The sequence below is a fragment of the Pseudomonas sp. R1-1 genome, from assembly GCF_051132135.1.
Lineage (GTDB): Bacteria > Pseudomonadota > Gammaproteobacteria > Pseudomonadales > Pseudomonadaceae > Aquipseudomonas.
The window spans coordinates 5,860,250-5,882,424 of sequence record NZ_CP071663.1 but is presented as its reverse complement, the minus strand read 5'-3'; the positions used below and the strand labels follow the sequence as shown (position 1 = coordinate 5,882,424).

Here is a 22,175-nt window from a genome sequence, read left to right as displayed (position 1 = left end):
AGCGCATGGAGCGCTTTTTCCGTCAGTTCGACGAAGTGTCGTTCTGCGAATGGCAGGACGCCAAGTGCCTGCGCGGCGTTTTGATCCAGAAAACCACCACCGCGTACCTGGCCTTCGACGTTGCCGGCGAAATCGTCGGTGCGGTGTTGGGTGGCATGCTCGGTAGCCGCGGCACCATCAACCACTTGGCGGTCAGCCCGCGCTATCGCAGCCAGGGCGTCGGTCAACGGCTGGTTGAAGCGGCGTCATCCGACATGAAACGGGTCGGGGTGTTGCGGATGTTTCTGTTCGTCGACGATGCTAACCTCGCGGGCAAGCGTTTTTGGGCCGCCCAAGGTTTTTGCGAGCCTCACGGCGAACGGACATTTGAGAGGGACCTATGAATGAAACGTCCGGCAGTGCGCCGTTGATGGCCGACCATCAGCCGTCGCGCACGTTTGCCGAAGCCAGCCCGGTGGTCGCCGGGTACTTCACGGTGGCGTTCGTCTTCGGCCTGATGGCGGTGAATGCCGGGCTGCCGATGTGGCTGCCGGTAGCGATGTGCTTGTTCGTGTATGCCGGCGCTTCGCAATTCGCCGCGCTGGCGCTGATCTCCAGCGGCGCGTCGCTGACCACCATCGTGCTGACGACTTTTCTGATCAACGCGCGGCACATGCTGATGTCGGTGTACATGGCCAAGGCCTTGCGTGCGCTCGGCCTGAGCCGCATGGAGCGCTGGTGCTACGCCGGTGGCCTGACCGATGAATCCTTCGCCTTCCACAGCGTCAAGCTCGGCACGGGCGCCCCGGTTAACGTGCGCTATTTGATCGGTTTTAACCTGTTCTGCCACACCTCTTGGGTGCTCGGTGGCCTGCTCGGCGCGGTGTGCGCGCAGTACGCCGCGCACCTGATCAAATATCAGCTCGATTACGCCCTGACGGCGATGATGCTGTATGTGCTGGTGTCGCTGTGCAACACACGCAACAAACTCATCGCTGCCGCCGCTGCGGTAGTTTGCATGGGTGCGTTGAGCCTGATGGGCAGCTCGCCGTTCAATGTGTTTATCGCCACGTTTGTGGGCTGCGGAGTCGGTGTATGCCTGACCAAACGTTCCTGATTCTGGTGGTCGCGCTGATGATGGCGGTGACGTTCCTGCCACGCGCGCTGCCGCTGCAAATCAACACCGAACACTGGCCGCCGTTTATCGCGCGGGCACTGGAATACTTGCCGGTGGCGATCGTCGCCGCGATCAGCCTGACCCCCTTGTTGATCAAGGACCGGCAGATACAGCTCGATCGCCCGGAATTCTATGCCGCGATTCCGACGTTGCTATGTGCGTATTTCAGCAAAAACCTCTTTCTCAGTGTGGCGGTGGGAACGGCTGCGTACATTGCGCTCGGCTCGTTCATGTAACGGCAGGTCGACGACATCGCTCAACGCCTGGCTCGACAACTCTGGATTGTTCACCGCCAGGCGCACTTCGAGGAAATCCTCGAAACCGGGGAAAATCGTCAGGCCGTTTTTCTGCGCGGCTTCACGCGAAACCATGCCCACTGCATCCATCTGCGTGATCAACGACAGCGTCAGGGTTTCGCTGCACGAATAAACCATGCGCTGGCCGTTTTCATGATTGCCCAGCCCCGCATCGAGAAAGCGCAAAAAGCTGTGGGAATACGGACAGTCTTCCGCAGGACGCACCTGAAACTTGTTGCCCAGCAAGGTCAACGGATCGTTTTCCTGCCCGCAATGCGCACCGACCACCTGGACCTGCACGTCCGGCAACACAATGCTCGGCAAGCCCGGGCGCTGCGGACCGATCAACACCGCCAGGTCGAAATCTTCATTTTTCAGCTTGCTGAGATTTTCCATCGACTCGGCGTAGCTGAACTCCATCTGATAATCCGGAAACACCTCGATCAGACGCCCGATCATGCGCCGGTTGAAGTCAGGCGCCAGGGTATTGTTCAACGCCACCTTCAACGTGCGCTGCCCCGGTACTTTCAAGGCCGCGACTTTTTCTTCCATCTGTCGCGTCGCAATCAACACTTTATCGATGTAAGGCGTGAGCTCGGTGCCTTGCGGCGTCAGCGTCAGACCTTTGTTGGAACGTCGAAACAAACGAAAACCGAACTGTTCTTCGACCTTGTTCAACTGCGCGGCCAACGCCTGCACGGTCAGACACGAATGCTCCGCCGCGGCCGACAACGAGCCGGTCTGCACGATGCGCATCAGGTTGCGTAAGGTTCTGCTATCCATGGGTAATGCCCTCTGAAGTGGGCTGGGTATTGTTGTTTACGAGACGACCGAACCGGCGCCATATGCTGGCTATATTCCCGTACCTGAGCATAGTTGTCGCGGACTTGGTAGCGAATTGATTTCCCCGCCGATGGCTGGAGGCTGACAGAGGATCGGGGTTTTTGGTGACTTGCAGGTGATGGGGGTCAAGAAAAGTGAATGGTTTTGGTGCAGAAGTTTGAGCTATCGCTGGGAAAAGGCTGACAGCGTTAGTAGTTTTTGCCTACTAATACATGGATATATCCGAGGTGAACCAGCGCCCGAACTGATAGCGGGCACTCAGTAAAAAAGTGAAGTAGTGGCCGGTAGGGGCTGGGAAATTGGCAACAAGCGGCTCCAGGCATTGGCGATTCGAGCGCGGCCGTTTATTACCCGAATCCCTATCGACAAGACTGCTCAAGCGACATTGAAAGCACGAACCATTTGTCAGCGGTTCGAGGCGGTCAGCGAAATGCTAAAAAACTCAGGCAATAAAAAACCGACATCACTGTCGGTTTTTACTCCCTAAACAGGGAAAAGAGGTCTCACCCGGACGCTGATCATCAGGTCATCAGCGGGGTTCCTAACGCCGACTGTTGCCACCTGATAGCAGTCGGTTTCGCGCTCTTCGGCCGATTCTCGCCATCGCGAGAGAAGCTGTCAATTCGCGGTCGGTCTATTGCAACTACACTTGCGGAGTATATTTATAGCTTGGTTCATATCTGTACTAGTATCCAAGCATGACGAATCAGGAGAGTCTCAATGACTACCTTATCTCCAGCTCACACGCCCCGTGAACAACTCGACGCCCCCGAAGCCGGCCGCGTTGCGCTGAAGTTCTTTTTCAATCTCATGGAGCACTGGGGCTGCAGCGCCGAGCAGCAACGCACCTTACTTGGCGGCGTCGGCAACACCACGTTCTACAAATACAAGCACCTGCCGCCCAACATCCGTTTGCCCCACGACACCCTTGAGCGCATTTCATACCTGATGGGCATTCACAAGGCGTTGAGCATCATCTTCAGCAACAGCCGCGAACGTGCGTACACGTGGGTCAGCAGCCCGAACACGGCAGCACCATTCAATGGCAAGACGGCGCTGGATTACATGCTGGCGGGGAGGGTGATCGACATCGCCGATGTGCGCCGCTACCTCGACGGAGTGCGCGGTTGAAGACCCCGGCGCTGGTCGATGTGCCATGGCCGCGGGCGTATCGCATCGTCAACAGCAGCTTCCCGCCGATTGCCCTGTTCGAAGACGTGCTTGACCCCGAAGACCTCGAAATCGCCTACGCCATCGAAGCGCTGACCAACGATCGCCTGATCGAACAGGCCGGCGTGCTCGCCCGCGTACGCCCCGAAGATCGCCTGTCCGGCCCCGGCTCCAGCCCGGTGATGGCCGCCTTCACCCACGTCGGCAAACGCAGCCGTTTCAGCGACGGCACCTTCGGCGTTTACTACGCCGCGAGCAGCCAGGCAGCGGCGATTGCCGAAACCTGTTTCCATCAGGAGCGTTTTCTTGCTGCGACGCAGGAAGCCGATCTTGAGTTGACCATGCGCACTTACGTCAATCGAGTGGTCAAGCCGCTGCATGACGTTCGCCAAGGCTTCGAAAGTCTGCATCAGCCTGACCCGGAAGCGTACGGCCCATCGCAAGCGTTCGCGCGGCAGCTGCGCGACGCTGAATCGTGGGGCTTGCTCTATAACAGCGTGCGAATGGCTGGGCATGAATGTGTTGCGGCGCTTCGGCCGCCGGCGGTATCGATTCCGAAGCAGGGGAAGCATTTGCGGTATGTGTGGAGTGCGAGCGAGCGCAAGATTTCGATCGTGTTTGAGATTAATCAGGTTTGAGCCCAAAAGCCCTCGCATTGACGAGAGGGCTTAGTGGGACGATTTACGTCAATGGCTGACTGGCGGCGCATCCAGCACCTTCACAACATCATCGATCAGCGCCTTGCTCAATTCCTGCAAATACTGCGAGGCATAGGCGTGGAGATCAGGATCTCGAGAAATCGTGGAGTCCGCAGTGAGAAGCTTTGAAATGTGTAGCAGGTGCGATGCATGTGATAAAGCGGCAACCACCGGTACGCCCCGGTTGGTGCGGAACATCGCCTGGTTGGACTGAAAGGAAAAATGCGTGAGGCCGGGTATTTTCAGATCGAGGGGACTGGTCATTTCGTTTCACCGTTCGATTGAAAGTGAAGCGAGGTGAGCTGTTTAGCGAGGCGGCGGATTGCGGATGGATTTATGTCATTCATCTGGGAACTCCCTGTATCAAATGAAAGAGCTGCCTTTTCGTTCTCAGGCGAAAGGGTGGCAGCTATGCGCAGGCTGAGAAACCGGAGATACAGGAACCCGGCAGACCCGAAGGTCTCCCACGCACAGCCGCCATTGCACGTTAAGACGGACACAAAAAAAAGCGCCGTCAATCGTGGGTTGGGGCGCTGGTGCGCCTGCATCTTACGCGGGTTCTCAGGCCCGGTCGCTGAATTGGCAGCGACGGGATTGACGTTAGCTTGGCGCCGGTAGGCGCGCAATCGTGGCCAGTGGTGGCTTTGGGTGGCTTGTCGTTACAACAGATTTCCCGAGATCTCGCCCGGCGCCTTCGTAGGTCACGACTATCTCTGGCATTTCTTAAGCACAGAAGTAGGAGGCAGCAATGGTCGACGAACTGGAGCAGTTTCAGCAGGACTTGCTGGAGTCTGTGCGGCAAATGAAAGCCGGTGAGGGAGCGCGCGCTACCCACGTGCCGCTTTCTACGGCGGAGGACCGAGTGTTGAGGAAACAACGACTCATTAACCGGGAGTCGAATTCTCCATTGACTCCGCCAGCTTAGCGCTCTGAAAAAGCTGCTTATGTGATTAGGCGTTTTTATGAATAGGCCACAATTATTGCTATTTCATAATTTGGCATAAAGTCGGGAATTTGAGCTTTCTGAGGCGGTTTTCTGGGTAACGGCGGGAACGCAGGTCGATGTGCGAGGAGGAGAGGCGCAATTACTACTGAAGCTGAAAACGCTACCAAAATATCAGCACACAGAAACAACGAAGCCCCAGCATTTCTGCAGGGGCTTTGTTTTTTATGGTGCGGCACTAGGAGTCGAATCTTTCTTTAAATGTCTGTATCAAATGGTTATTTTTAGGGGAGGAAAATCCAGCTACCCCTAAAAACATCCTTTTCAAAATATCTACCTATTCGCTGTTGTATAGAGATTGATAGCTCTAAGTATCGCTTTCAAAGATTTGAATAGCTAAGCAGGAGCGCATCTATCTGTTTGCGTCTCTCTAATGTCTGCTCTTTAGTTAGCCGCCCCTCAACCTCTGCTGTGGTCAGATATTGGGTGAGGCGAAGAATGCCCTCTAATGTGCGTGTTTTTCTATGCTCTATGAGTCGCTTTCTTCTGATGTTAACCCTACTGCTTCGGTTTAAGTGCATTTTTTTTATCATGTACTCCACTGGACCAGCTAATGCGGTGATGTGGCCTGTGTCTTCCACCATTAAGAACTCATCAATATGGCGCTCAAATCGATCAATGTAGCCAATTTTCCCTATAAAGGTCAGAGCGCCATCTTCTTTGGAGCAAGGCCAATCAGAGGTCTTTAGTCCATTGCACTTAGGGCATGACAGGTGTAGGTTGTACGGATGGGTAGATAATTTTTCAAAGTGCTCCTGAGGGCGGAAGTGATCTAGATGCATTTCGTCGCCGCCATGCTCGGTTACTGATATGTCACAGTAAACACATCGCTGTTGGCAATCCTCAGAGATCTTTTCATAATTTGATCTGTAATCGGCATAAAAATTTTTGCGATTGCTGTAGTAATCTTCGATTTTGCGGCGGGAAAGTTTGGGGAAAAACATAACGTTATTCGCCATCCAGTTGTTTCAATTGCTTTTCAATTTCTGCAAGCAGTTGTTCTTGTTTGCTCAGTTCTTCAGAAGGGACTATCGCCTCTGTGGTCAGTACTTGGCGTACCCGCAGAAAATCAAGAGTGTTATATTCTTCTACTTCTTCGGGCGAAAGACTATCTTCTATGGACTTTTTAAGTAGTTCATCAAAGCGGATATTTCTAGCAGACTTTATTTCATTGAATGAGTTAATGTGACGACGCATTAGGATAGAGCATTCTTCTTTGTAAGCAGGCTGCTCAACCCTACTTTTGTCAATTATATATTCAACCGAGCCAAATGGAGGCTCAATCAGCCCCATTTCACTGGTTAGAATATATAAAGGAAGCTTTGCGTCTAGCAAACGTATAGCTGTGACAAGCTGGGAACCCTTGTAATTGGCACCCACTTCGACATGTAATTTTTCATCTATAACAATTGAAACTACCCTCTCGAATTTTTCAATCGTAGCTAACATGTCAGAGATGGTGGGGGATGGCTCTATAGCGAACACGTCATATTCGTCGCCATAAATATCTTGCAAAGTGCCTCGATACAGGGTTCTTGACATTTTTTCATCGTCAATGAAAAGAACTATTTCCTTGTTTGTCATTTGTTTTTTCCTCTAACAGGGACTTTGATAGTGAACTCAGCCCCACCTAAGTCACTATGCGCTTTCGCACTAATAGATCCAAGCATATGATCTTCGACATGAGTCTTAACTATAGAGAGGCCCATGCCGGTTCCGATAACATTCCCACGGCCATCTCGCTTACCGCTATTCATCGGTATAAATATCGACTCCTCAGTACCGGCTTCTAAGCCAATTCCTGAGTCTGAGTAAATGACCGTGATTTCACCATCAGTTTGATAAAGGTCAACACGGATAGTTGATTTTTGGCGTTGCTTTTGTGCTTCAATAGCCCAGATTGAGTTGGTCATAAAGTTTATGACTATGCTTTCCCAATCTATTTCAAACGCATAAACTTCATAAACAGCTCCGTCCGTGCGAATGTTTATTTCAGACGAAACTCCCATTTTATCAAGCGTGACAGAAAATATTTCAAATACATATTTAAATACGCCTGGGATATGTACCTTTTTTCGCGTGCGCTTGTCAGGCTTAATGTTCTCAATGGCAAATTTTGAGAAATTGTCTACATACTTTGCCCCGTCCTTAGCAATTTGAATGCAATCTATAGGGGCGTCTAATAGACCATGAGGATTGTCGAGCTTTTCTAAATATGCCAAGGCTCGAGTAGACCCATTTAAAGCAAATCCAGAGTGCTGTCGGACCTCATGCCCGAAGCTGATTGTTAGAATACCAATTGACGCCAAGTTTGAAAGTGTGTTTTTTTGTTCTTCTAGTTCCTTCTTCTCTGCGCGCAATGCATCTAAATATTCTTGCTCCGCCTGACTTTGCTTGTGTCTAAGTGCTTCAAGATGGCTTAGTCGTTGAGCTACGAGTTGAGATGGAGATAGTGATTTTTTCTTGTTTTTTTTCTTGCGACTTATAGAGGAAACGGTCTTTTTCAGGTCCTCTATTGCATTTTCTACGTCTTCGTTTGATTTGCTTAAGATTCTTGCAAGCTCAGTAGACAGGTCTAGCTTCCCATCGCTACTAGCATCTTTTTGTACAAGCGTCTCAAAGGTCTCAATGACTTTCAGTAAGAAGGTACGTAACTGAAAGAAAGCGCTATTTTCTACTATGCCTTCTCGGTTTGCTTGGTCGTTGAGAATGGCATTAGTTTCTCGAGAAATTAATACTGAGCCTATTATCTGATTTGGGCCGATTTTCCAACCTAATTGGGAAAGCCCCCCTGGGCTGGAAACTTTTCTCAAGCCGATGTCAAGCCAGTCGCCCTTGCCTGAAGGCTCGCCATAAGGACGGACTCGAAAATGATCTCTATAAAGTCGAACGCCTTGGTTAAGGCGCATAAATTCCCTGAAGTTTCTAACCTTCAGATTGAGCTTGCTGAGGTTTTCAGTATCTTGGGCTAAATAGTAAAATTCGAATTTTACTGGACCGAAAAGAGGAACGGAGCCGCTATTTTTTAACCAGGAACTCCATGCAACTGGCTCCTGTAAAATATCGAGTTTTTGCTGATTATTTGTATAGCACGCTTCTACGTTACCATTAGAATCAACAGTGGCTTTGACTTTCCATCGGGCTGCGCTGAGAAATTTCTCTGAGTTCAACGACTTATCGATTTGACTCTCACCCTTCCTTATTTTAAGCCTGATAGAAAACTCATTTTCAGCTTGAAATGGAGAGGTCAATAGTCTCAATTCATTTTCTAGAATATCTAAGAAATTTTGGTCCCATTCATCCTTGAGACCAATGAGAACCATCCGTGTTCCACTGCTCTCAGGATTAGAAAAAACACTACCGTATTTATCTGTGATAGGCAGGTCTACTTCATAAATTGGATGTTTTATTTCAGATAAAGATTTGTTGGTTTTTTCAAAACGTTTCCAGTCAATGTTTAACTGTATAGCTTTGGTCATTTCTTTGGTTTTGCTATAGAGTACTAACTTTTTGCAAAGGCGATCAATGCCAAGGCGGCCCAGGCCCTTCGCGCCAGTTAATACCCTGCATTTCCCGGCAGAGCGCTCTACTACTGACTTATTGTCAGTGCCGATTTTCAACCAATGCCCTAGTAAAGTTTCGGGATCCATCCCGCTACCATTGTCATCTATTATAAGAGTTGAAACAGAATTTTCTCTTAAGTGAAAATCTAAGGTCACATGATCGGCATCCGCATCGTAAGAGTTTTTTATAAGCTCTGACAATGCCACTGTCGAACTGGAGATGCTTTCGCGACCAAGCTGAAGAGTTACTCTAGCAGAAAACTCAAACGGCTTTTCATCGACGAGGGTCCTTTTAATCATATTGAGTCACCATAAAGGTATATCCTTGACTACTCCCACCGTCAGATGGCGGCAACGGATTCTATTGTTGATAAAATCATTTGTGCGTTTAGATTTTAAAGCCTCTACTAACCTGCGACAGTCTTCTAAGCTATTGGATTTGGGCTTTACGACAATAAGATGGTTCTCGACTGCCACGGGAAATGATTCGTTTATTATTGCTGCAGATGCCCGGAATTTATCCGATGGGCTAGAAGTGCGTCGAATTACTACGAATGGTGGCTCAATCAGCCTTCCTTTAAAGTTTCGTTTTTCTGAAAGATTGGTTATTGAACTCCAAAGAGGCGTATTTTTGGAGTGGGCGTAAGGCGAAGATGGGCCTTCAAGAGGATCGCGATATGCTACTAGCGGCCCAATGCAAACATCGTAATGCTCAGAGATAGTGGAGCTTTTACACTGTTCTGGGAACCAGATAATAGTTTGGTTCTGGGGTGGGGTAGCAAAGCCGTGTATCAGAAAAACATCAATATCAGTTTTCTCATTGAAGCGACCGGCTATCTCAGCGTGGCCGTCAATATTTGCTTCGACAAAAACGCGCCAGTTTTGATAGCGACTCCCTGATCGTAGAACGTCAGGGAGTATTGCGCTTATTGCGCAGTTAGGCGGAACGCGCCGCAGATAGTGATCGAAAACAACGCCAGCCGCATTGACTTTGCCTATCCTCCAATAATTCTCTCGAGGGGAGTCCCAGCTCGAAAACGGAGGATTCATAAGCAGGTGTGTCGTGTTGCATATATCTTGAACAGTTACGGACATAGCATCTTTTACTATGATTTGTGATAGTAAAGATTGTGCCTCATCAATCGTGCAGTCTTTAGTGGCTCCACGATTTAATGCTTCGAGGACAAGGCGTAGTTTTGTAGCTCGAATAAAGGATTCGTGAATGTCGAATCCTACGAGGACTCCTCCCCATTGGCGTAGAGTTTCAGATAGATACTCTTTAACCTCTAGCCTTCGAGAAAATTCAATCAACAGGTTTCCAGTGCCACATGTTGGGTCGAGAACTACTGAATCTAATGAAATGGGTGCATTAAAGGCGGCTACGGCGCAGGTGGAAAGCTCTTGGCCAGTGAAAAAACTCCCAAATTCCCTCATTTCATAAATGGATAGGAATGTTCTCAGTACGGAGTCAGCAGAGTCAAGGTTGACCAGCTCAGCTAGCGCTTCTCGATCAATAGTGTCGATTATTGAATCGAAAAAATTTTCTAGTGCGTGATTGTGAGGATTAAATTTATTCATAGCATTGCTTTTCTAAATCTCGAATAAAAGCATCCAAAAAGTTTTGCATGCTACCACATTTTTAAGCTGCCTCCTAGACTTGGCGTTAATCGCTATTCAATGGTCGCGGATTTTGTCTTGTGCTGTGATTGTCCACAAAGTGGGCTTCATGTACTTATAATTTATTTATATGTGAAGAGAGTATCTTCTAATTTCGTATGGACTGCGCGAAGATTAAGAAGTTGAGAACCTGAATGTCCATGGTCAGTCTGATCGGTTGTGGCCGTTTATGATTAGGCCATCAGCAAGCCATTTTTTATGGGTTGTTTCGGGTCGATTGCTGATAGAGGTTATTGATAGAATCAGTTTCGGCTCAGAGATAGAAAACCCTAGATTTGTCTAAACGACGAGCGAGCAGCCGAACCGTTAGCAGGTAGTAGTACCGTGTCGCCTCACTGCGGTGGTTTATGCGGTGCTGTAGGAACCAAGCCACATGTTTTTTCTGCCAACACCAAGGAGTTTTTTGCAGCCAGCGTTTTGCAATTTCAGCTTGGATGACGTTCGCCTGCCGCAAGTGGCGTTGTCGCGTCGCGTGCGACCCGGTCAGCACGCTAGTCAAGAACAACTCCATATCGAATGACTTACTCATGACCGACCTCCAATGTACGCAGCGACTACGTCGATCCGGCTGCGTCCCAGCTCATAGGTGATCTGTCTCCAGGCCTCACGATCAAGGTTTCTATCTACCTGGCAACATTGGCCGCCGTTGATAGGCGCGCAGTCTAGAGTAATTTTCTCATAGTGCTCACATGCGTACGCCGCTCGTAGCTCATGGAAGCCTTTGAGGTTGTGCATGCAGGATGTCCCGCGCAGGGCGGATGATTTCTTGCAGCAGATTTAGATAGCTTTCGTGTGGCGCAATCAGGTTGCGGCTTCCCGCAGGCGACACCTGTCGCGCAAACTCAAGTGCACTACGAACATGGTCGTCCACTACGATCCACCGCGGTGTGGAGGCGCCGGCTCTCCCACCTTTGGTGCTGTCCTGGATGTTGATCTTGCCGCAGAATTCAGCATCACGGCTTAGCCGTGGCAGGTCAGCCAAGATAGCCTCACGCAAGCGCATGCCGGTGGCTCGCGCCAACAGAACGATCGCAGCGGCCCGTAGCTGATCTCGACTCAAAAACGCATCGACGATCTGATTAACCCGCTCGCGGTCTTGGCCTTGCGGCACCGAACGACGGACCCCGTTGTGCTGCATGCCCAATGCCTTGCTCGGACTTGGCAATTTCAAGCACTGATCACCGCGAAGCGCCGTCATCGTCCTATTGACGCTGGACAGCCGGTTTTGTGCGGTGCTGACAGCAAGGTCACCGCGCCTAACCACGTCGCGCAGATACGCCGCATAGTCAGCCATTACCCTCCGATCAATCTGCCGCGCATCATTGATACCGGGCCCCTGTTCTGAGCGGCACCACTTCACGAATGCCTGCCACCGATCAGTGTGCCTTCACCATGCCGTAGTGGCCGCCGCCAAACATGTCTTTCAACGCCTGCGGCCCTGCATAGCTCAGTGCCTGCCGTAGCCGAAATTGCGGCCATCGCGTCTGCCCACCAATGCCATGTCAGTCACCTCATCGTTCGCTCTCCGATCCTCGCCCAACGTCATCCCGCCAAGAATGTTGAGTGTTATCAGGGATCAAGGATCCTGCGACCTGTGGGGATGTCCTCTAACGCGGGACTGACGGCTCCTTACGTCTGGGAGCGCGGGCATCTCATGATCTGGCCTCCTGAGCACCAATACCGGTGGGCGGGTGGAGGCCGCGCTGGCTGACGAGACCAGCGCCTGAAAGATCCTGAGCCGGGAGAACACAGCGATGCGATGACTGGGGCATACCTGACTGTCAGTCAGGTGCAGTCCATTCCGTGGGCTGCGGCACCATCATCTGCATCGCTGTTGCTGGTGACTTCGGTGTTTGTCACGCCGATTGTCACGAGGGGGAATGCCGCAAAGCCTTGTACGAGTGGGCTGCAGCAGCGGTAGGAGCGCCCGTCTCTTTCCGGGAGAAAGAGACGGGCGCAGGTTGGCGCAATGAAATGGCCAAGCGGATAGGTTGCTGCAGGGCAGCTAGGAAAGGAATGAATTGCCGCAGTGGGCACGCTGGTAAAAGTAAGCATCCATCACATCGCTGTGACCGTGCGGGCTGCCGGACGTTAATCGCACTTTGGAAGCACCTCCACGGAGGGGCCAACGCGCAACCTAACTCCCCTCAATCAAAGCCCGCTCTTCCAGCCAGATCTCTTGAACAAACTGATCTGTAATCGCATAAATCCCGTGCCCGCGTCGCATGATGATGTTCTCGGCAACCAGCGCTATTACCACCGGTTGAATCTCTTCGACCCGCACTTCTCGCCCTACCGATTTTGAATACTCCGCCGCTGCATCGGTGGAGAAAATACCGCGAGCATCACCTTCCGTTGAGGCGATTTTGTTGAAGATGGCTTGGGCCAGGCTGCCCAGTTGTTCGACTTTTTCCAGCTCGATGCTGGCCGCCGCCGAGCGTAAAGTGCTGGCGATTACGGGAAGGAAAACATCGGGCTCGCCCTCTTGCTGCAATAGCTGGCGCAGGGCTTTGAGCATCTCTTCAGGTCTGTTTCCCAAGGTATCGAACGCGTCGATGGCGACTTCGAGGCAAGGCAGTTTCTCCTTTTTCACTGTCATTGCGAGTCGGTTGAGCAGGAATTCAACGTAATCGCCTTTGAGCAACGGGTAGGCGGCTGACGTGGCGCCGGAGAAGGCTTGGTTGCGTTTGGCGGTCAATTCGCTGACTTGCGCCCTGTGGGAGCCGGTTCCGATGAACAGAAAATAGCCTGGTGTATGTGGGCGTGGGTTGATTGCGTCTCGAGCGGCTTTGAGCGCCAGCAATAACTGGTTGCCGTCATCGGAAGAAATGGCGTGTTGCACTTCATCGATGATCAAGACGAGATCTGTCTTTGCTTGATCCACGACTTCTGTGAGTGCTTGCGCCAGTGTCGGTCCGTGGGGGCTGCCAATGCTGTCGAGTTTGAAGCCGAACTTGAATACTGCGGCGCCAGTTTCGACATTGCTGACGCGTCTGAATGTTTCCAGTACCGAGGAGCCCGGCGTTTGCAGATCTTTCAGAGTTCTTTTGATGGCGGTGTGTAAGAGCGTGGCTGGGTTAGCGAGAGTATTGCTCCACAAGTCGACGTAAATTACCAAAGCACCGCGATCTTCCAGTGCCGGGACAAGATCGTTCCTCAGAAATGTGGTTTTGCCTGTACGGCGCGGGCTGGACAGGAATAGCCCTGAGCGCAGACCTTCATCGAGTACGCTCGGACTCAAAAGCTGGTTTGCCATCGATTCAGCCAACTCAGAGCGCTGAAAGAAGTTGCTCATCCAATTACCCCTGCTTGTGGGCAAGCCATAATTATTGGCTGTTCATAATTCATTATAAAAAATGAGATTTGAACCGTTGGCGCAAACGCGGCGTTTGCCAGTTACGTCGCAAACAAGCCGAGCAGTAGAGCTTTACCTAAAAAGGGCAGGAGCAGGTCATATCAAGGCCAGACGTCGCCCCAAAATATGAATACCCCAGAAACAACAAAGCCCCTGCATTTCTGCAGGGGCTTCGTTTTGTATGGTGCCGGCACCAGGAGTCGAACCCGGGACCTACTGATTACAAGTCAGTTGCTCTACCAACTGAGCTATACCGGCGTGTGGGCGACGATTATAGCGATTGGGAAGATCCTGTAAACCCCTGAATTCAGACTATTTTTGCGTTGCCGCAAATCAGGCTCTGCGCAGTACGTTTCGCAGCTTCTGCACGGCTCGAACCGTGCGGCTGTTTTGCAGCGCACGCAGTTGGCTTTCAGCCTGTTCGGCGCGGTGCAGGGCGTCGGCGAGCTGTTTGGCGGTGTCGGGCGTATCGACGCTGAGCGGATGCGCGAGAGCGTGGCCGCGGCAGAGCTGGAAGTTGTCGAGGGTGCAGGGTGGAATCTCGAAGGCCGGTTTGAGGTTGAGGTGTTCGTCGGCGAGGAACCAGGTGTTGAGGCCGTCGAACATGACGGACTGATAGCCGGCGTTCGTTACCAGGTGCTCCCAGGTGTGGTCGCGCAGCCATGGGGTTTCGATCAGGATGATCCATGGGCGGAAGCGGCTGAAGTCCATGCCGCGCAGGACGGTTTCTTCGTGGCCTTCGACGTCGATCTTGAGGAAGTGGATGGGCCGGTCGGTGGCGTGTTGTTCGCAGATCGAGGTGAGGGTGCGGGCCTCGACGGTGAAGCTTTGCACGTTCATGCCGAGGTCTTTGCGTTGTTGGGCAACGACGGGGTCGGCGGTGGACAGGCCGGTGTCCGGGATGCCGTAGAAGGTTACGGCGCCCGGCTGGTCGCTGGCGATGCATTGCACGCTGGTGTCGCGCGGGCGTTGCTGGCAGAGCGCGTCGTAGTAATTGTGCATCGGTTCGACGTTTATGCCGTGCCATCCATGATCGTAGAACGCTTTGGTGACCGAGTCGTGGTTCGGGTCGTTGGCGCCGACGTCGATGTAGAAACCGTGTTCGAACTGCTTGAGCGCGCGCCACAGGCGGACGTCTTCGAAGTTCTGGGCATAGGAGATGAACGTCACGGTCGCTTCCTGTCGGTCGATTTATTATTCAGGCATGTGCCGGCGAGGCGGTGAAGCTTTGTATAGCAAGGCTGGCGGATGCTCGCAATTATTCGCTTTGCATGCCCGAAATTCGGCGGTTATGCCGTTTTGATTGGCGGCTTATGCACAACGCGAAGCCTCGATTGTCTGCTTAGGCCGGTTTTCTAGCAGCCATTCTCATTTTGTATGCAAATCGCTGTTTTGCCGGTTTTTTATTTATGTGAACAAAAAATGACCAGAGCGGCAGAAGGGTCGAAACAGGCGGATGTATTGGATCCACGCAAGTTTCATCAACAGAGTTATCCACAGGTTGGCGGGCTGTTATCCGCGCTCGGCCAAGAGCAGTAGATTACGCGGCGTCAGCGGCGTTTCGCAGAATGTGCCGAGACGCACGACGTAGCCTCGCTCGACCAAAAAAAGCGCTCGATCCAGATTCAGCCAAAGCTCCAGTGGCCGGCGGAATAGTCCGCGCAGCAGTTCCAGATTGCGAACTTCGGCCAGACGCTGCCAACCGGCGGCTTCCAGACTCTTCCAATCCATCGAGTCGACTGTGGATAAGTCTTTGAGGGCGGCGAGATCGTGGCAATAGTCAGCGAACGGTTTATCCAGCCAGGCGCTCGGCAGTGACGGAGTGGGCAAGTATTCGTCGACGCCACGCAGCTGCCGTTGCAGCAAGTCGAAGGCGAGGCGTCGCGCCATGGACGTGTCGCGCTGGCGTCGGACTCGTGCACCGGCGGTGACGGTTTCGCTCATCGGCAGGGCCAGATCTTCCAGCGATAACCGTAGGAAAGATCTCAGGCCGGAGGAGGACAATGCCTGATATTCGCTGTGAACGGTGCGGTTGTAGCAGCACGGCGCAATCGCCATCTGCTGGCACCCGGCCGCGCTGGCCAGTTGCATCAAGCGGACGTGCAGATCGCCGCAAGCGTGGAGCGCGACGGGGGTTTGGGCAGCGTTCAACACGGTGGATGCGTCGGCTGCGAGCACGTCCTGCTCGATATGCAGAGCATGCAGATGGTGACGCTGACTCAGCGCCTGACCGCTGGCAACCAATGCTGGATCGTACTCAACACACGTCAGTTGTTGTCCTTCGCTCAAAAGCCGTCGACCCAAGTGGCCCTTGCCCGAACACCAGTCGAGCCAATGCGTCGGCGGCAATGAAAAAGCCAATCGGCTGGCAAACGCCTCGATCTGCTGCCATTTGCGCCCCGGCACATCGACGTTCAATCGGTGGCCGGCGGTTTCCAGCGTTTGCCCCGGCAGCGAACCGACCGCGCTTAATTTCGCCGATAACTTTGCCAATGAGGCGAACGGTTCAGGCGCATCGGCACGGTCAGCAGGTTGGTTATGAGCGTTCTCTGCGTCGTCCAGTGAGCGCCCGCGTAGCCACGAAGACAACTCGGGGTAGGACGTTTCCCAAGGAAGCGAAAGATGAGTGAACGGACGAGGTCTCCAAAGCGCCTGATGCTCAACCAAAAAAGCATCCAGCGCAGTGAAGCGGGCGAGTAGGGCCTCGCCCGTCAGCACGTCGGAAGATTCAGCGGCCCTGGCAGGCATCGACGCGCAGCCAACGCTCCAGCAGCTTGAAGCCGCGCACCAGCACGTAGGCCATGACCAGATAGAACACGCCAGCGGCGAAGAAGATCTCCACCGGCAAATAGGTGCGGGCAATGATCGTGCGCGCCATGCCGGTCAGCTCGAGCAAGGTCACGGTGCTCGCCAGCGCGCTGGCCTTGAGCATCAGGATCACTTCGTTGCTGTAGGCCGGCAGGCCGATGCGCGCGGCACGGGGCAGGACGATGTAGAACATCGCTTTGGGTCTGGACATGCCCAAGGCCCGCGCGGCTTCGATCTCGCCGGGTGGAATCGCCTGAATCGCGCCGCGCAGGATTTCGGCAATGTACGCCGCCGTGTGCAGCGTCATGGTCACGGTCGCACACCAGAACGGATCGCGCAGGTACGGCCACAACGCGCTTTCACGCACCGCGTCGAACTGCGCCAGGCCGTAATAAACCAGGAACAGTTGCACCAGCAGCGGCGTGCCACGGAAAAAGAAGATGTAGGCGTAAGGCAGCGAGCGCACGTACCACAGCTTCGAAGAGCGGGCGATGCCCAGCGGAATGGCGAGCAGCAGGCCGGCGATGACCGCGATGGCGACCAGCTCCAGCGTCAGGGTTGCGCCTTGCGCGAGTTTCGGCAGCCACTTGATGATCACTTCCCAGTTCATTGAGCGCTCCTCGCAAAGCCGCGGGCGGCGCGTTTTTCCAGGAAGTGCATGCCGGTCATCGCCAGCACCGTCAGGCCCAGATACATGACGGCCGCGACCATATAAAAGGTGAACGGCTGTTTCGACACGGTCACGCCGATCTGCGCGTGACGCATGATTTCTTCCAGGCCGATCACGGAAACCAGTGCGGTGTCTTTCATCAGGATCATGAACAGATTGCCCAGGCCGGGCAGGGCGATGCGCCACATCTGCGGCATGATCAGGCGGGTGAAGATCCGCCATTTCGACAGGCCCAGGGCCTGGCCGGCCTCACGATGGCCCTTGGGAATGGCGAGGATCGCGCCGCGAAACACTTCGGTCGCGTAGGCACCGAAGCACAGTCCCAGGGCGATCACGCCGGCGGCGAAGGCATTGAGTTGCAGGTCGGGGTTGCCGAAGTACTCGCCGAGGGCGCGCATCAGGTTGACCGTACCGAAGTAGATCAACAGCACCCAGAGCAATTCCGGAACGCCACGTACCAAGGTCGAATAAGTGCCGCCAAGCCATTGCAGCGGCTTGTACGGGGAAGTCTTGGCCAAGGCGCCGAGCAGGCCGAGCACCAGGCCCAGGCACAGGGCGGTGAGGGCCAGTTGGACGGTCATCAGCGCGCCGGCAGCAAGCGCCGGGCCGAATCCGTAAAGGTCGATAATCATGGATTTCTGTTCAAATTGCGGCAGGCAAGGTCGGGAGCCGACGCCGCTGTAGCACGGCGCCGGTCCCGCAGATCAGATCAATAGATGCTGAACGGGAAGTACTTGTCGTTGATTTTCTTGTAGGTACCGTCAGCGACGATTTCCTTCAGTGCAGCGTTCAGCTTCTCGCGCAGTGGGTCACCCTTGCGCACGGCGATGCCGATCTTGTCGCTCTCGACGACCGGGTCGCCCTTGAACTCGTAGTTCTTGCCAGCGTCGGTTTTCAGCCAGTCGTAGTTGGCGTATTTGTCGGCGAGAATCGCGTCGACACGACCGGACGTCAGGTCGAGGTAGGCGTTTTCCTGGGTGTCGTAGAGGCTGACCGAAACGTCATCGCCGTAGGTGTCTTCCAGCCAGGTGCCGGCCAACGTCGCACGCTGGGTACCGATCTTCTTGCCTTTGAGCGAATCCTTGTCGGTTTTGAAATCGACGTTTTTCGGCGCGATAAACTGCAGCTTGTTCGAGTAGTACGGGTCTGTGAAGTCCACCGCGCCCTTGCGCTCGTCGGTGATCGACAGCGAGGAGATCAGGAAGTCGAACTTCTTCGCGTTCAGGGCCGGAATGATGCCGTCCCAATCGGAAGTGACCACGCTGCATTCGACTTTCATCTTCGCGCACAGGGCGTCACCGATTTCCTTGTCGAAGCCGACCACCTGGCCGCTGGCGTCTTTGTTGTTGAACGGCGGGTAGGCCGCTTCGATGCCCATCTTCAGGGTTTCAGCCATGGCACCGGCGCTGAACGCCAGGGTGACGGCGGCGGCCAGAAAGACCTTTTTGAAATTCTGCATGCATGTTGCTCCGTTAGCGGTTGCTGGACATGAATTGTTTGCAGCGCGCCGAAAGCGGGTTTTCGAACACCTGCTGTGGCGATCCTTGCTCTTCTATAAGGCCCTGATGAAGGAACACCACTTCGCTGGAGACCTGACGGGCGAAGCCCATTTCGTGGGTCACGAGCAGCATGGTGCGGCCTTCTTCGGCCAATGCGCGGATGACACTAAGTACTTCCTGAACCATTTCCGGGTCAAGCGCGGAGGTGGGCTCGTCAAACAGGATCACCTTCGGCTGCATCGCCAATGTGCGGGCGATGGCCGCGCGTTGTTGCTGACCGCCGGACAGTTGCGCCGGGTAGGCGTGGCGCTTGTCGGCGATGCCGACCTTGGCCAGCAGCGCTTCGGCGACTTCGATGGCTTCGGCCTTGCTCTGGCCGAGCACGCGACGCGGGGCTTCGATGACGTTGTCGAGCACGCTCATGTGCGGCCACAGATTAAAGTTTTGAAATACAAAACCAATCTCCGAGCGCAGGCGGTTGATCTGTTTGCCGTCGGCGGCAACCAGTTCACCGTTCTTCGCGGCTTTGAGCTTGAGTTTTTCCCCGGCCACCAGAATCTGGCCCTGATGCGGGTTTTCCAGCAGATTGATACAGCGCAGGAAAGTGGACTTGCCGGAACCGGAGGAACCGAGGATCGAGATCACGTCGCCATCGCGGGCGGTCAGCGATATGCCTTTGAGCACCTCAAGCTGTCCGTAGCGTTTGTGCAAGTTGCGGATTTCCAGCGCGGGCGTGGCCTCAGCCATGTGCGTTCCTCATATATGTTGCGCTCCTGCTGTTGGCGGGCCTTCCAGGCGAGGCGGCCAAGCTAGCATAGCGTTTCAATGGCAGCCAACAGCGCTACGAGCGGTAATCGGGTGGCCTGTGGCAGGGTGTCGCATCGGCGCAGCAGACTGTCGCCCCATCAACAACCGAACGGGTGTTTGATCCAGCACGCCCGTGGGTGTCGCGTAAAAAAAGGCGCGATGTTGCCAGCTTTGGCAGGGTGTTGGAAGCGCTATCCGGCCGAACGTTCTTGTTTTGCCCTTTTTCTGTGCGTCGCAGGCTTTTTCTGTGTGTTTCTGGTGCGTGGAATCGTCCTGTAATGTGAGTCGCAGGGTAACGCTCTGGCGAATAGCCATTAAACTCAAGGACTTGCATCGAGCACGGCATCGCCCGCAAGTCCCCGGCGGCCAAGGGTATGAAACATTTTGGCGCAAATATTGCGTGCAGAATAAGGAACAGCCCGTTGGATTCTTTTTACGAGAAAGAATTTTCCGACCGGCCGGATGCACCCGCTTTCCTTGCAAAGGTAGTCTCTATGAGCAGTACCCCAAGCTCCAATGGCCTCGAACAGGGGCTCAAACCGCGTCATGTGACCATGTTGTCGATCGCCGGTGTGATCGGCGCCGGTCTGTTCGTTGGCTCCGGCCACGCCATCGCTGCTGCTGGCCCGGCCGTGCTGCTGGCTTACGCCGCTGCCGGTACGTTGGTGGTGCTGGTGATGCGCATGCTCGGCGAAATGGCCGTCGCCTCGCCGGACACCGGTTCTTTCTCGACCTACGCCGACCGCGCGATCGGTCATTGGGCCGGTTTCACCATCGGCTGGTTGTACTGGTGGTTCTGGGTGCTGGTGATTCCATTGGAAGCCAACGCCGCGGCGACCATCCTGCATGCGTGGTTCCCGGGCGTGGATATCTGGGCTTTCGCCTTGGTCATCACCATGCTGCTGACCGTGACCAACCTGTTCAGCGTGAAGAACTACGGTGAGTTCGAGTTCTGGTTCGCTTTGATCAAGGTGTTGGCGATCATTGGCTTCATTGCCCTCGGCCTTGCTGCGATTTTCGGCTTCCTGCCGACGAGTCAGGTCAGCGGCGTTTCGCACCTGTTCGACAGCGGCGGCTTCCTGCCCAATGGCATGGGCGCCGTGCTGGGCGCGATCCTGACCACCATGTTTTCGTTCATGGGGACTGAAATCGTCACCATCGCGGCGGCGGAATCGAAAGACCCGGGCAAGCAGATCTCCAAGGCCACCAACTCAGTGATCTGGCGGATCGGCCTGTTCTATCTGGTGTCGATCTTCATCGTCGTGGCGCTGGTGCCGTGGAACGATCCTACGCTAGCTAATCTCGGCTCTTACCAGACCGTGCTGGAGCGCATGGGCATTCCCAACGCCAAGATGATTGTCGATATCGTCGTGCTGGTGGCAGTAACCAGTTGCTTGAACTCGGCGCTGTACACGTCTTCGCGCATGCTGTTCTCGCTCGGCAAGCGCGGTGACGCCCCGGCCATGTCGACCCGCACCAACAAGAGCGGAACGCCTTACTGGGCGGTAATGCTGTCGACCGGCGCAGCGTTCCTCTGCACCTTCGCCAACTACGTCGCTCCGGCCGCGGTGTTCGAGTTCCTGCTGGCCAGCTCCGGCGCCATCGCCCTGCTGGTGTACCTGGTGATCGCCTTCTCGCAACTGCGCATGCGCAAGCAGCGCGTGGCACGCGGCGAGAACATCGTCTTCAGCATGTGGCTGTTCCCGGGCCTGACCTACGCGGTGATCATCTTCATCATCGCGGCCCTGACCATCATGCTGTTCCAGGAAGCCCACCGCGTCGAAATCCTCGCCACAGGCCTGCTGAGCTTGCTGGTGGTGGCTGCCGGCCTGCTGGTATCGCGCCGTCGCAAGCTGGAAAAACGTGGTGCGGTGGTGTTGAACTGAGTCGCAACGCGCGATGTGAAAACGGCCGCTGTCAGGGATGACGAGCGGCCGATTTTTTCCTCTCATTCGGGTTGAACCCAGTCCTCAATCCGCAAACCAGGAACACGCTCAAACTCGCGCACATTGTTCGTCACTACGATAAGACCAAGCGACCTCGCGTGGCCTGCAATCATTTGGTCGTATGGCCCGATCGGTGTTCCAGCTTTCGCAAGTTCGGATCGAATCATACCGGTCTGAGCTGCTGCGTCATTGTCGAAAGGCAACACATCCAATCGCGCAACGAATCCTTCGACAACGGCCAGATTCTTTTCTGGAGCCGCCGACTTTTCAGCTCCGTAAATAAGCTCCATTAGCGTGATAGCGCTAATGCACAACTGCCCGGAATGACGATTGAAAGCCTCTCGGACAATTTGCGGTTTGCTCTTGATAGTGAAAATGCAGATGTTGGTATCCAGCATGTATTTGATCATCAGAACGACTCGCGCTCCTGATCGGAGGGCTGCTCACGGGTAGCCATAAAGTCAGTCGTGACGCCATCACCATCAAACCAACTATCCCAGCTTTCACCAGCAGGCGTAATAACGCGCGTTCTGCCGATCGCGATGACTTCCACTCGTTTAACGTCTCCGGGCATCGCAACTGCCTTTGGCAATCGAACGGCTTGGCTTCTATTGCTCATGAATATTGTCGTCTGTTCCATATTTGACCTCTTGGGGCTGCTCCTCTAACGATTTCAAGAATAGG

At 54.1% G+C, this 22,175-nt stretch carries 22 protein-coding genes, 1 tRNA gene and 2 pseudogenes; 7 read left to right on the top strand and 18 right to left on the bottom strand.

Features of this window, described 5'->3' with window-relative positions; translation table 11 throughout:
- Nucleotides 1-5 precede the first annotated feature (5 nt).
- Genes J3P75_RS26290 through J3P75_RS26280 form a run of 3 tightly spaced genes read left to right on the top strand, consistent with a single transcriptional unit; the run spans nt 6 to nt 1,392 of the window.
- Complete coding sequence (locus J3P75_RS26290; protein ID WP_016986309.1) at nt 6-383, top strand: GNAT family N-acetyltransferase; 378 nt, start codon at nt 6-8, stop codon at nt 381-383.
- Nucleotides 380-1,096 carry an AzlC family ABC transporter permease gene (locus tag J3P75_RS26285; RefSeq protein ID WP_090288357.1) on the top strand — a complete coding sequence of 239 codons (717 nt, stop codon included), beginning with the start codon at nt 380-382 and terminating at the stop codon, nt 1,094-1,096. The genes J3P75_RS26290 and J3P75_RS26285 overlap by 4 nt, the downstream gene beginning before the upstream one ends.
- Complete coding sequence (locus tag J3P75_RS26280) at nt 1,075-1,392, top strand: AzlD domain-containing protein (protein ID WP_090288359.1); 318 nt, start codon at nt 1,075-1,077, stop codon at nt 1,390-1,392. Before J3P75_RS26285 ends, J3P75_RS26280 begins: the two co-directional genes overlap by 22 nt.
- On the opposite strand, the gene J3P75_RS26275 is transcribed toward J3P75_RS26280, so the two are convergent.
- Complete coding sequence (locus tag J3P75_RS26275) at nt 1,309-2,235, bottom strand: LysR family transcriptional regulator (protein ID WP_434708717.1); 927 nt, start codon at nt 2,233-2,235, stop codon at nt 1,309-1,311. The two genes, J3P75_RS26280 and J3P75_RS26275, sit on opposite strands and share 84 nt — an antisense overlap.
- 780 nt (nt 2,236-3,015) lie before the next feature.
- Here J3P75_RS26275 and J3P75_RS26270 point away from each other — a divergent pair.
- Nucleotides 3,016-3,426, top strand: a complete 411-nt coding sequence (locus J3P75_RS26270; RefSeq protein WP_434708716.1) for an MbcA/ParS/Xre antitoxin family protein — start codon at nt 3,016-3,018, stop codon at nt 3,424-3,426.
- Nucleotides 3,427-3,437: 11 nt separating this feature from the next.
- Nucleotides 3,438-4,103, top strand: a complete 666-nt coding sequence (locus tag J3P75_RS26265; RefSeq protein ID WP_434711379.1) for an RES family NAD+ phosphorylase — start codon at nt 3,438-3,440, stop codon at nt 4,101-4,103.
- Between the two features lie 48 nt (nt 4,104-4,151).
- On the opposite strand, the gene J3P75_RS26260 is transcribed toward J3P75_RS26265, so the two are convergent.
- Nucleotides 4,152-4,427, bottom strand: coding sequence for a DUF3077 domain-containing protein (locus J3P75_RS26260; protein WP_434708714.1), 276 nt, complete (start codon nt 4,425-4,427; stop codon nt 4,152-4,154).
- A gap of 484 nt (nt 4,428-4,911) precedes the next feature.
- On the opposite strand from J3P75_RS26260, the pseudogene J3P75_RS26255 reads away from it, so the two are divergent.
- Nucleotides 4,912-5,022: pseudogene (locus tag J3P75_RS26255) on the top strand (helix-turn-helix domain-containing protein); the annotation flags it as partial.
- 464 nt (nt 5,023-5,486) lie between these two features.
- Here the strand turns inward: J3P75_RS26255 and J3P75_RS26250 are convergent.
- From J3P75_RS26250 to J3P75_RS26185, 14 genes and pseudogenes are all read right to left on the bottom strand, one after another.
- Nucleotides 5,487-6,125 carry an HNH endonuclease gene (locus tag J3P75_RS26250; RefSeq protein WP_434708713.1) on the bottom strand — a complete coding sequence of 213 codons (639 nt, stop codon included), beginning with the start codon at nt 6,123-6,125 and terminating at the stop codon, nt 5,487-5,489.
- Nucleotides 6,115-6,750, bottom strand: a complete 636-nt coding sequence (locus J3P75_RS26245; RefSeq protein WP_434708712.1) for a hypothetical protein — start codon at nt 6,748-6,750, stop codon at nt 6,115-6,117. Before J3P75_RS26245 ends, J3P75_RS26250 begins: the two co-directional genes overlap by 11 nt.
- Nucleotides 6,747-9,029, bottom strand: a complete 2,283-nt coding sequence (locus J3P75_RS26240; protein ID WP_434708711.1) for a sensor histidine kinase — start codon at nt 9,027-9,029, stop codon at nt 6,747-6,749. The genes J3P75_RS26245 and J3P75_RS26240 overlap by 4 nt, the downstream gene beginning before the upstream one ends.
- A 6-nt stretch (nt 9,030-9,035) precedes the next feature.
- On the bottom strand, nt 9,036-10,307 hold the full coding sequence (locus tag J3P75_RS26235) for an N-6 DNA methylase (RefSeq protein WP_434708710.1): 1,272 nt from the start codon (nt 10,305-10,307) through the stop codon (nt 9,036-9,038).
- Nucleotides 10,308-10,659: 352 nt separating this feature from the next.
- On the bottom strand, nt 10,660-10,935 hold the full coding sequence (locus tag J3P75_RS26230) for a hypothetical protein (RefSeq protein ID WP_434708709.1): 276 nt from the start codon (nt 10,933-10,935) through the stop codon (nt 10,660-10,662).
- Nucleotides 10,932-11,907 (bottom strand): annotated as a pseudogene (locus J3P75_RS26225) (integrase domain-containing protein). Before J3P75_RS26225 ends, J3P75_RS26230 begins: the two are co-directional and overlap by 4 nt.
- Nucleotides 11,908-12,543: 636 nt before the next feature.
- Nucleotides 12,544-13,701, bottom strand: a complete 1,158-nt coding sequence (locus tag J3P75_RS26220; protein WP_434708708.1) for an ATP-binding protein — start codon at nt 13,699-13,701, stop codon at nt 12,544-12,546.
- 242 nt (nt 13,702-13,943) lie between these two features.
- Nucleotides 13,944-14,019: transfer RNA gene (locus tag J3P75_RS26215), tRNA-Thr, on the bottom strand.
- A gap of 75 nt (nt 14,020-14,094) precedes the next feature.
- On the bottom strand, nt 14,095-14,931 hold the full coding sequence (locus tag J3P75_RS26210) for an FkbM family methyltransferase (RefSeq protein WP_434708707.1): 837 nt from the start codon (nt 14,929-14,931) through the stop codon (nt 14,095-14,097).
- A gap of 342 nt (nt 14,932-15,273) precedes the next feature.
- Nucleotides 15,274-16,509, bottom strand: a complete 1,236-nt coding sequence (locus J3P75_RS26205) for a methyltransferase (RefSeq protein WP_434708706.1) — start codon at nt 16,507-16,509, stop codon at nt 15,274-15,276.
- On the bottom strand, nt 16,490-17,179 hold the full coding sequence (locus J3P75_RS26200) for an ABC transporter permease (RefSeq protein WP_258450850.1): 690 nt from the start codon (nt 17,177-17,179) through the stop codon (nt 16,490-16,492). Before J3P75_RS26200 ends, J3P75_RS26205 begins: the two co-directional genes overlap by 20 nt.
- Nucleotides 17,176-17,871, bottom strand: coding sequence for an ABC transporter permease (locus J3P75_RS26195; RefSeq protein ID WP_090288376.1), 696 nt, complete (start codon nt 17,869-17,871; stop codon nt 17,176-17,178). Before J3P75_RS26195 ends, J3P75_RS26200 begins: the two co-directional genes overlap by 4 nt.
- A gap of 77 nt (nt 17,872-17,948) precedes the next feature.
- Nucleotides 17,949-18,698, bottom strand: coding sequence for an ABC transporter substrate-binding protein (locus J3P75_RS26190; RefSeq protein ID WP_203420351.1), 750 nt, complete (start codon nt 18,696-18,698; stop codon nt 17,949-17,951).
- A 13-nt stretch (nt 18,699-18,711) separates the two neighbouring features.
- Entirely contained in the window at nt 18,712-19,485 is a 774-nt protein-coding gene (locus tag J3P75_RS26185; protein ID WP_434708705.1) for an ABC transporter ATP-binding protein, read from the bottom strand.
- A gap of 554 nt (nt 19,486-20,039) precedes the next feature.
- On the opposite strand from J3P75_RS26185, the gene gabP reads away from it, so the two are divergent.
- Nucleotides 20,040-21,431 (top strand): GABA permease, encoded by a 1,392-nt coding sequence (gene gabP, locus J3P75_RS26180; RefSeq protein WP_206414676.1) that lies wholly within the window; start codon nt 20,040-20,042, stop codon nt 21,429-21,431.
- 62 nt (nt 21,432-21,493) lie between these two features.
- On the opposite strand, the gene vapC is transcribed toward gabP, so the two are convergent.
- Nucleotides 21,494-21,901 (bottom strand): type II toxin-antitoxin system tRNA(fMet)-specific endonuclease VapC, encoded by a 408-nt coding sequence (gene vapC, locus J3P75_RS26175; RefSeq protein ID WP_434708704.1) that lies wholly within the window; start codon nt 21,899-21,901, stop codon nt 21,494-21,496.
- On the bottom strand, nt 21,901-22,131 hold the full coding sequence (gene vapB / locus J3P75_RS26170) for a type II toxin-antitoxin system VapB family antitoxin (protein WP_434708703.1): 231 nt from the start codon (nt 22,129-22,131) through the stop codon (nt 21,901-21,903). The genes vapC and vapB overlap by 1 nt, the downstream gene beginning before the upstream one ends.
- Between the last annotated feature and the right edge of the window lie 44 nt (nt 22,132-22,175).

What these genes read in the sequence shown, in the direction of transcription:
- J3P75_RS26290 (WP_016986309.1), top strand. Translation starts at nt 6, where the DNA reads ATGGAGCGCTTTTTCCGTCAGTTCGACGAAGTGTCGTTCTGCGAATGG.
- J3P75_RS26285 (WP_090288357.1), top strand. Translation starts at nt 380, where the DNA reads ATGAATGAAACGTCCGGCAGTGCGCCGTTGATGGCCGACCATCAGCCG.
- J3P75_RS26280 (WP_090288359.1), top strand. Translation starts at nt 1,075, where the DNA reads ATGCCTGACCAAACGTTCCTGATTCTGGTGGTCGCGCTGATGATGGCG.
- J3P75_RS26275 (WP_434708717.1), bottom strand. Translation starts at nt 2,235, where the DNA reads ATGGATAGCAGAACCTTACGCAACCTGATGCGCATCGTGCAGACCGGC.
- J3P75_RS26270 (WP_434708716.1), top strand. Translation starts at nt 3,016, where the DNA reads ATGACTACCTTATCTCCAGCTCACACGCCCCGTGAACAACTCGACGCC.
- J3P75_RS26260 (WP_434708714.1), bottom strand. Translation starts at nt 4,427, where the DNA reads ATGACCAGTCCCCTCGATCTGAAAATACCCGGCCTCACGCATTTTTCC.
- J3P75_RS26250 (WP_434708713.1), bottom strand. Translation starts at nt 6,125, where the DNA reads ATGGCGAATAACGTTATGTTTTTCCCCAAACTTTCCCGCCGCAAAATC.
- J3P75_RS26245 (WP_434708712.1), bottom strand. Translation starts at nt 6,750, where the DNA reads ATGACAAACAAGGAAATAGTTCTTTTCATTGACGATGAAAAAATGTCA.
- J3P75_RS26240 (WP_434708711.1), bottom strand. Translation starts at nt 9,029, where the DNA reads ATGATTAAAAGGACCCTCGTCGATGAAAAGCCGTTTGAGTTTTCTGCT.
- J3P75_RS26235 (WP_434708710.1), bottom strand. Translation starts at nt 10,307, where the DNA reads ATGAATAAATTTAATCCTCACAATCACGCACTAGAAAATTTTTTCGAT.
- J3P75_RS26230 (WP_434708709.1), bottom strand. Translation starts at nt 10,935, where the DNA reads ATGAGTAAGTCATTCGATATGGAGTTGTTCTTGACTAGCGTGCTGACC.
- J3P75_RS26220 (WP_434708708.1), bottom strand. Translation starts at nt 13,701, where the DNA reads ATGAGCAACTTCTTTCAGCGCTCTGAGTTGGCTGAATCGATGGCAAAC.
- J3P75_RS26205 (WP_434708706.1), bottom strand. Translation starts at nt 16,509, where the DNA reads ATGCCTGCCAGGGCCGCTGAATCTTCCGACGTGCTGACGGGCGAGGCC.
- J3P75_RS26200 (WP_258450850.1), bottom strand. Translation starts at nt 17,179, where the DNA reads ATGAACTGGGAAGTGATCATCAAGTGGCTGCCGAAACTCGCGCAAGGC.
- J3P75_RS26195 (WP_090288376.1), bottom strand. Translation starts at nt 17,871, where the DNA reads ATGATTATCGACCTTTACGGATTCGGCCCGGCGCTTGCTGCCGGCGCG.
- J3P75_RS26190 (WP_203420351.1), bottom strand. Translation starts at nt 18,698, where the DNA reads ATGCAGAATTTCAAAAAGGTCTTTCTGGCCGCCGCCGTCACCCTGGCG.
- J3P75_RS26185 (WP_434708705.1), bottom strand. Translation starts at nt 19,485, where the DNA reads ATGGCTGAGGCCACGCCCGCGCTGGAAATCCGCAACTTGCACAAACGC.
- gabP (WP_206414676.1), top strand. Translation starts at nt 20,040, where the DNA reads ATGAGCAGTACCCCAAGCTCCAATGGCCTCGAACAGGGGCTCAAACCG.
- vapC (WP_434708704.1), bottom strand. Translation starts at nt 21,901, where the DNA reads ATGATCAAATACATGCTGGATACCAACATCTGCATTTTCACTATCAAG.
- vapB (WP_434708703.1), bottom strand. Translation starts at nt 22,131, where the DNA reads ATGGAACAGACGACAATATTCATGAGCAATAGAAGCCAAGCCGTTCGA.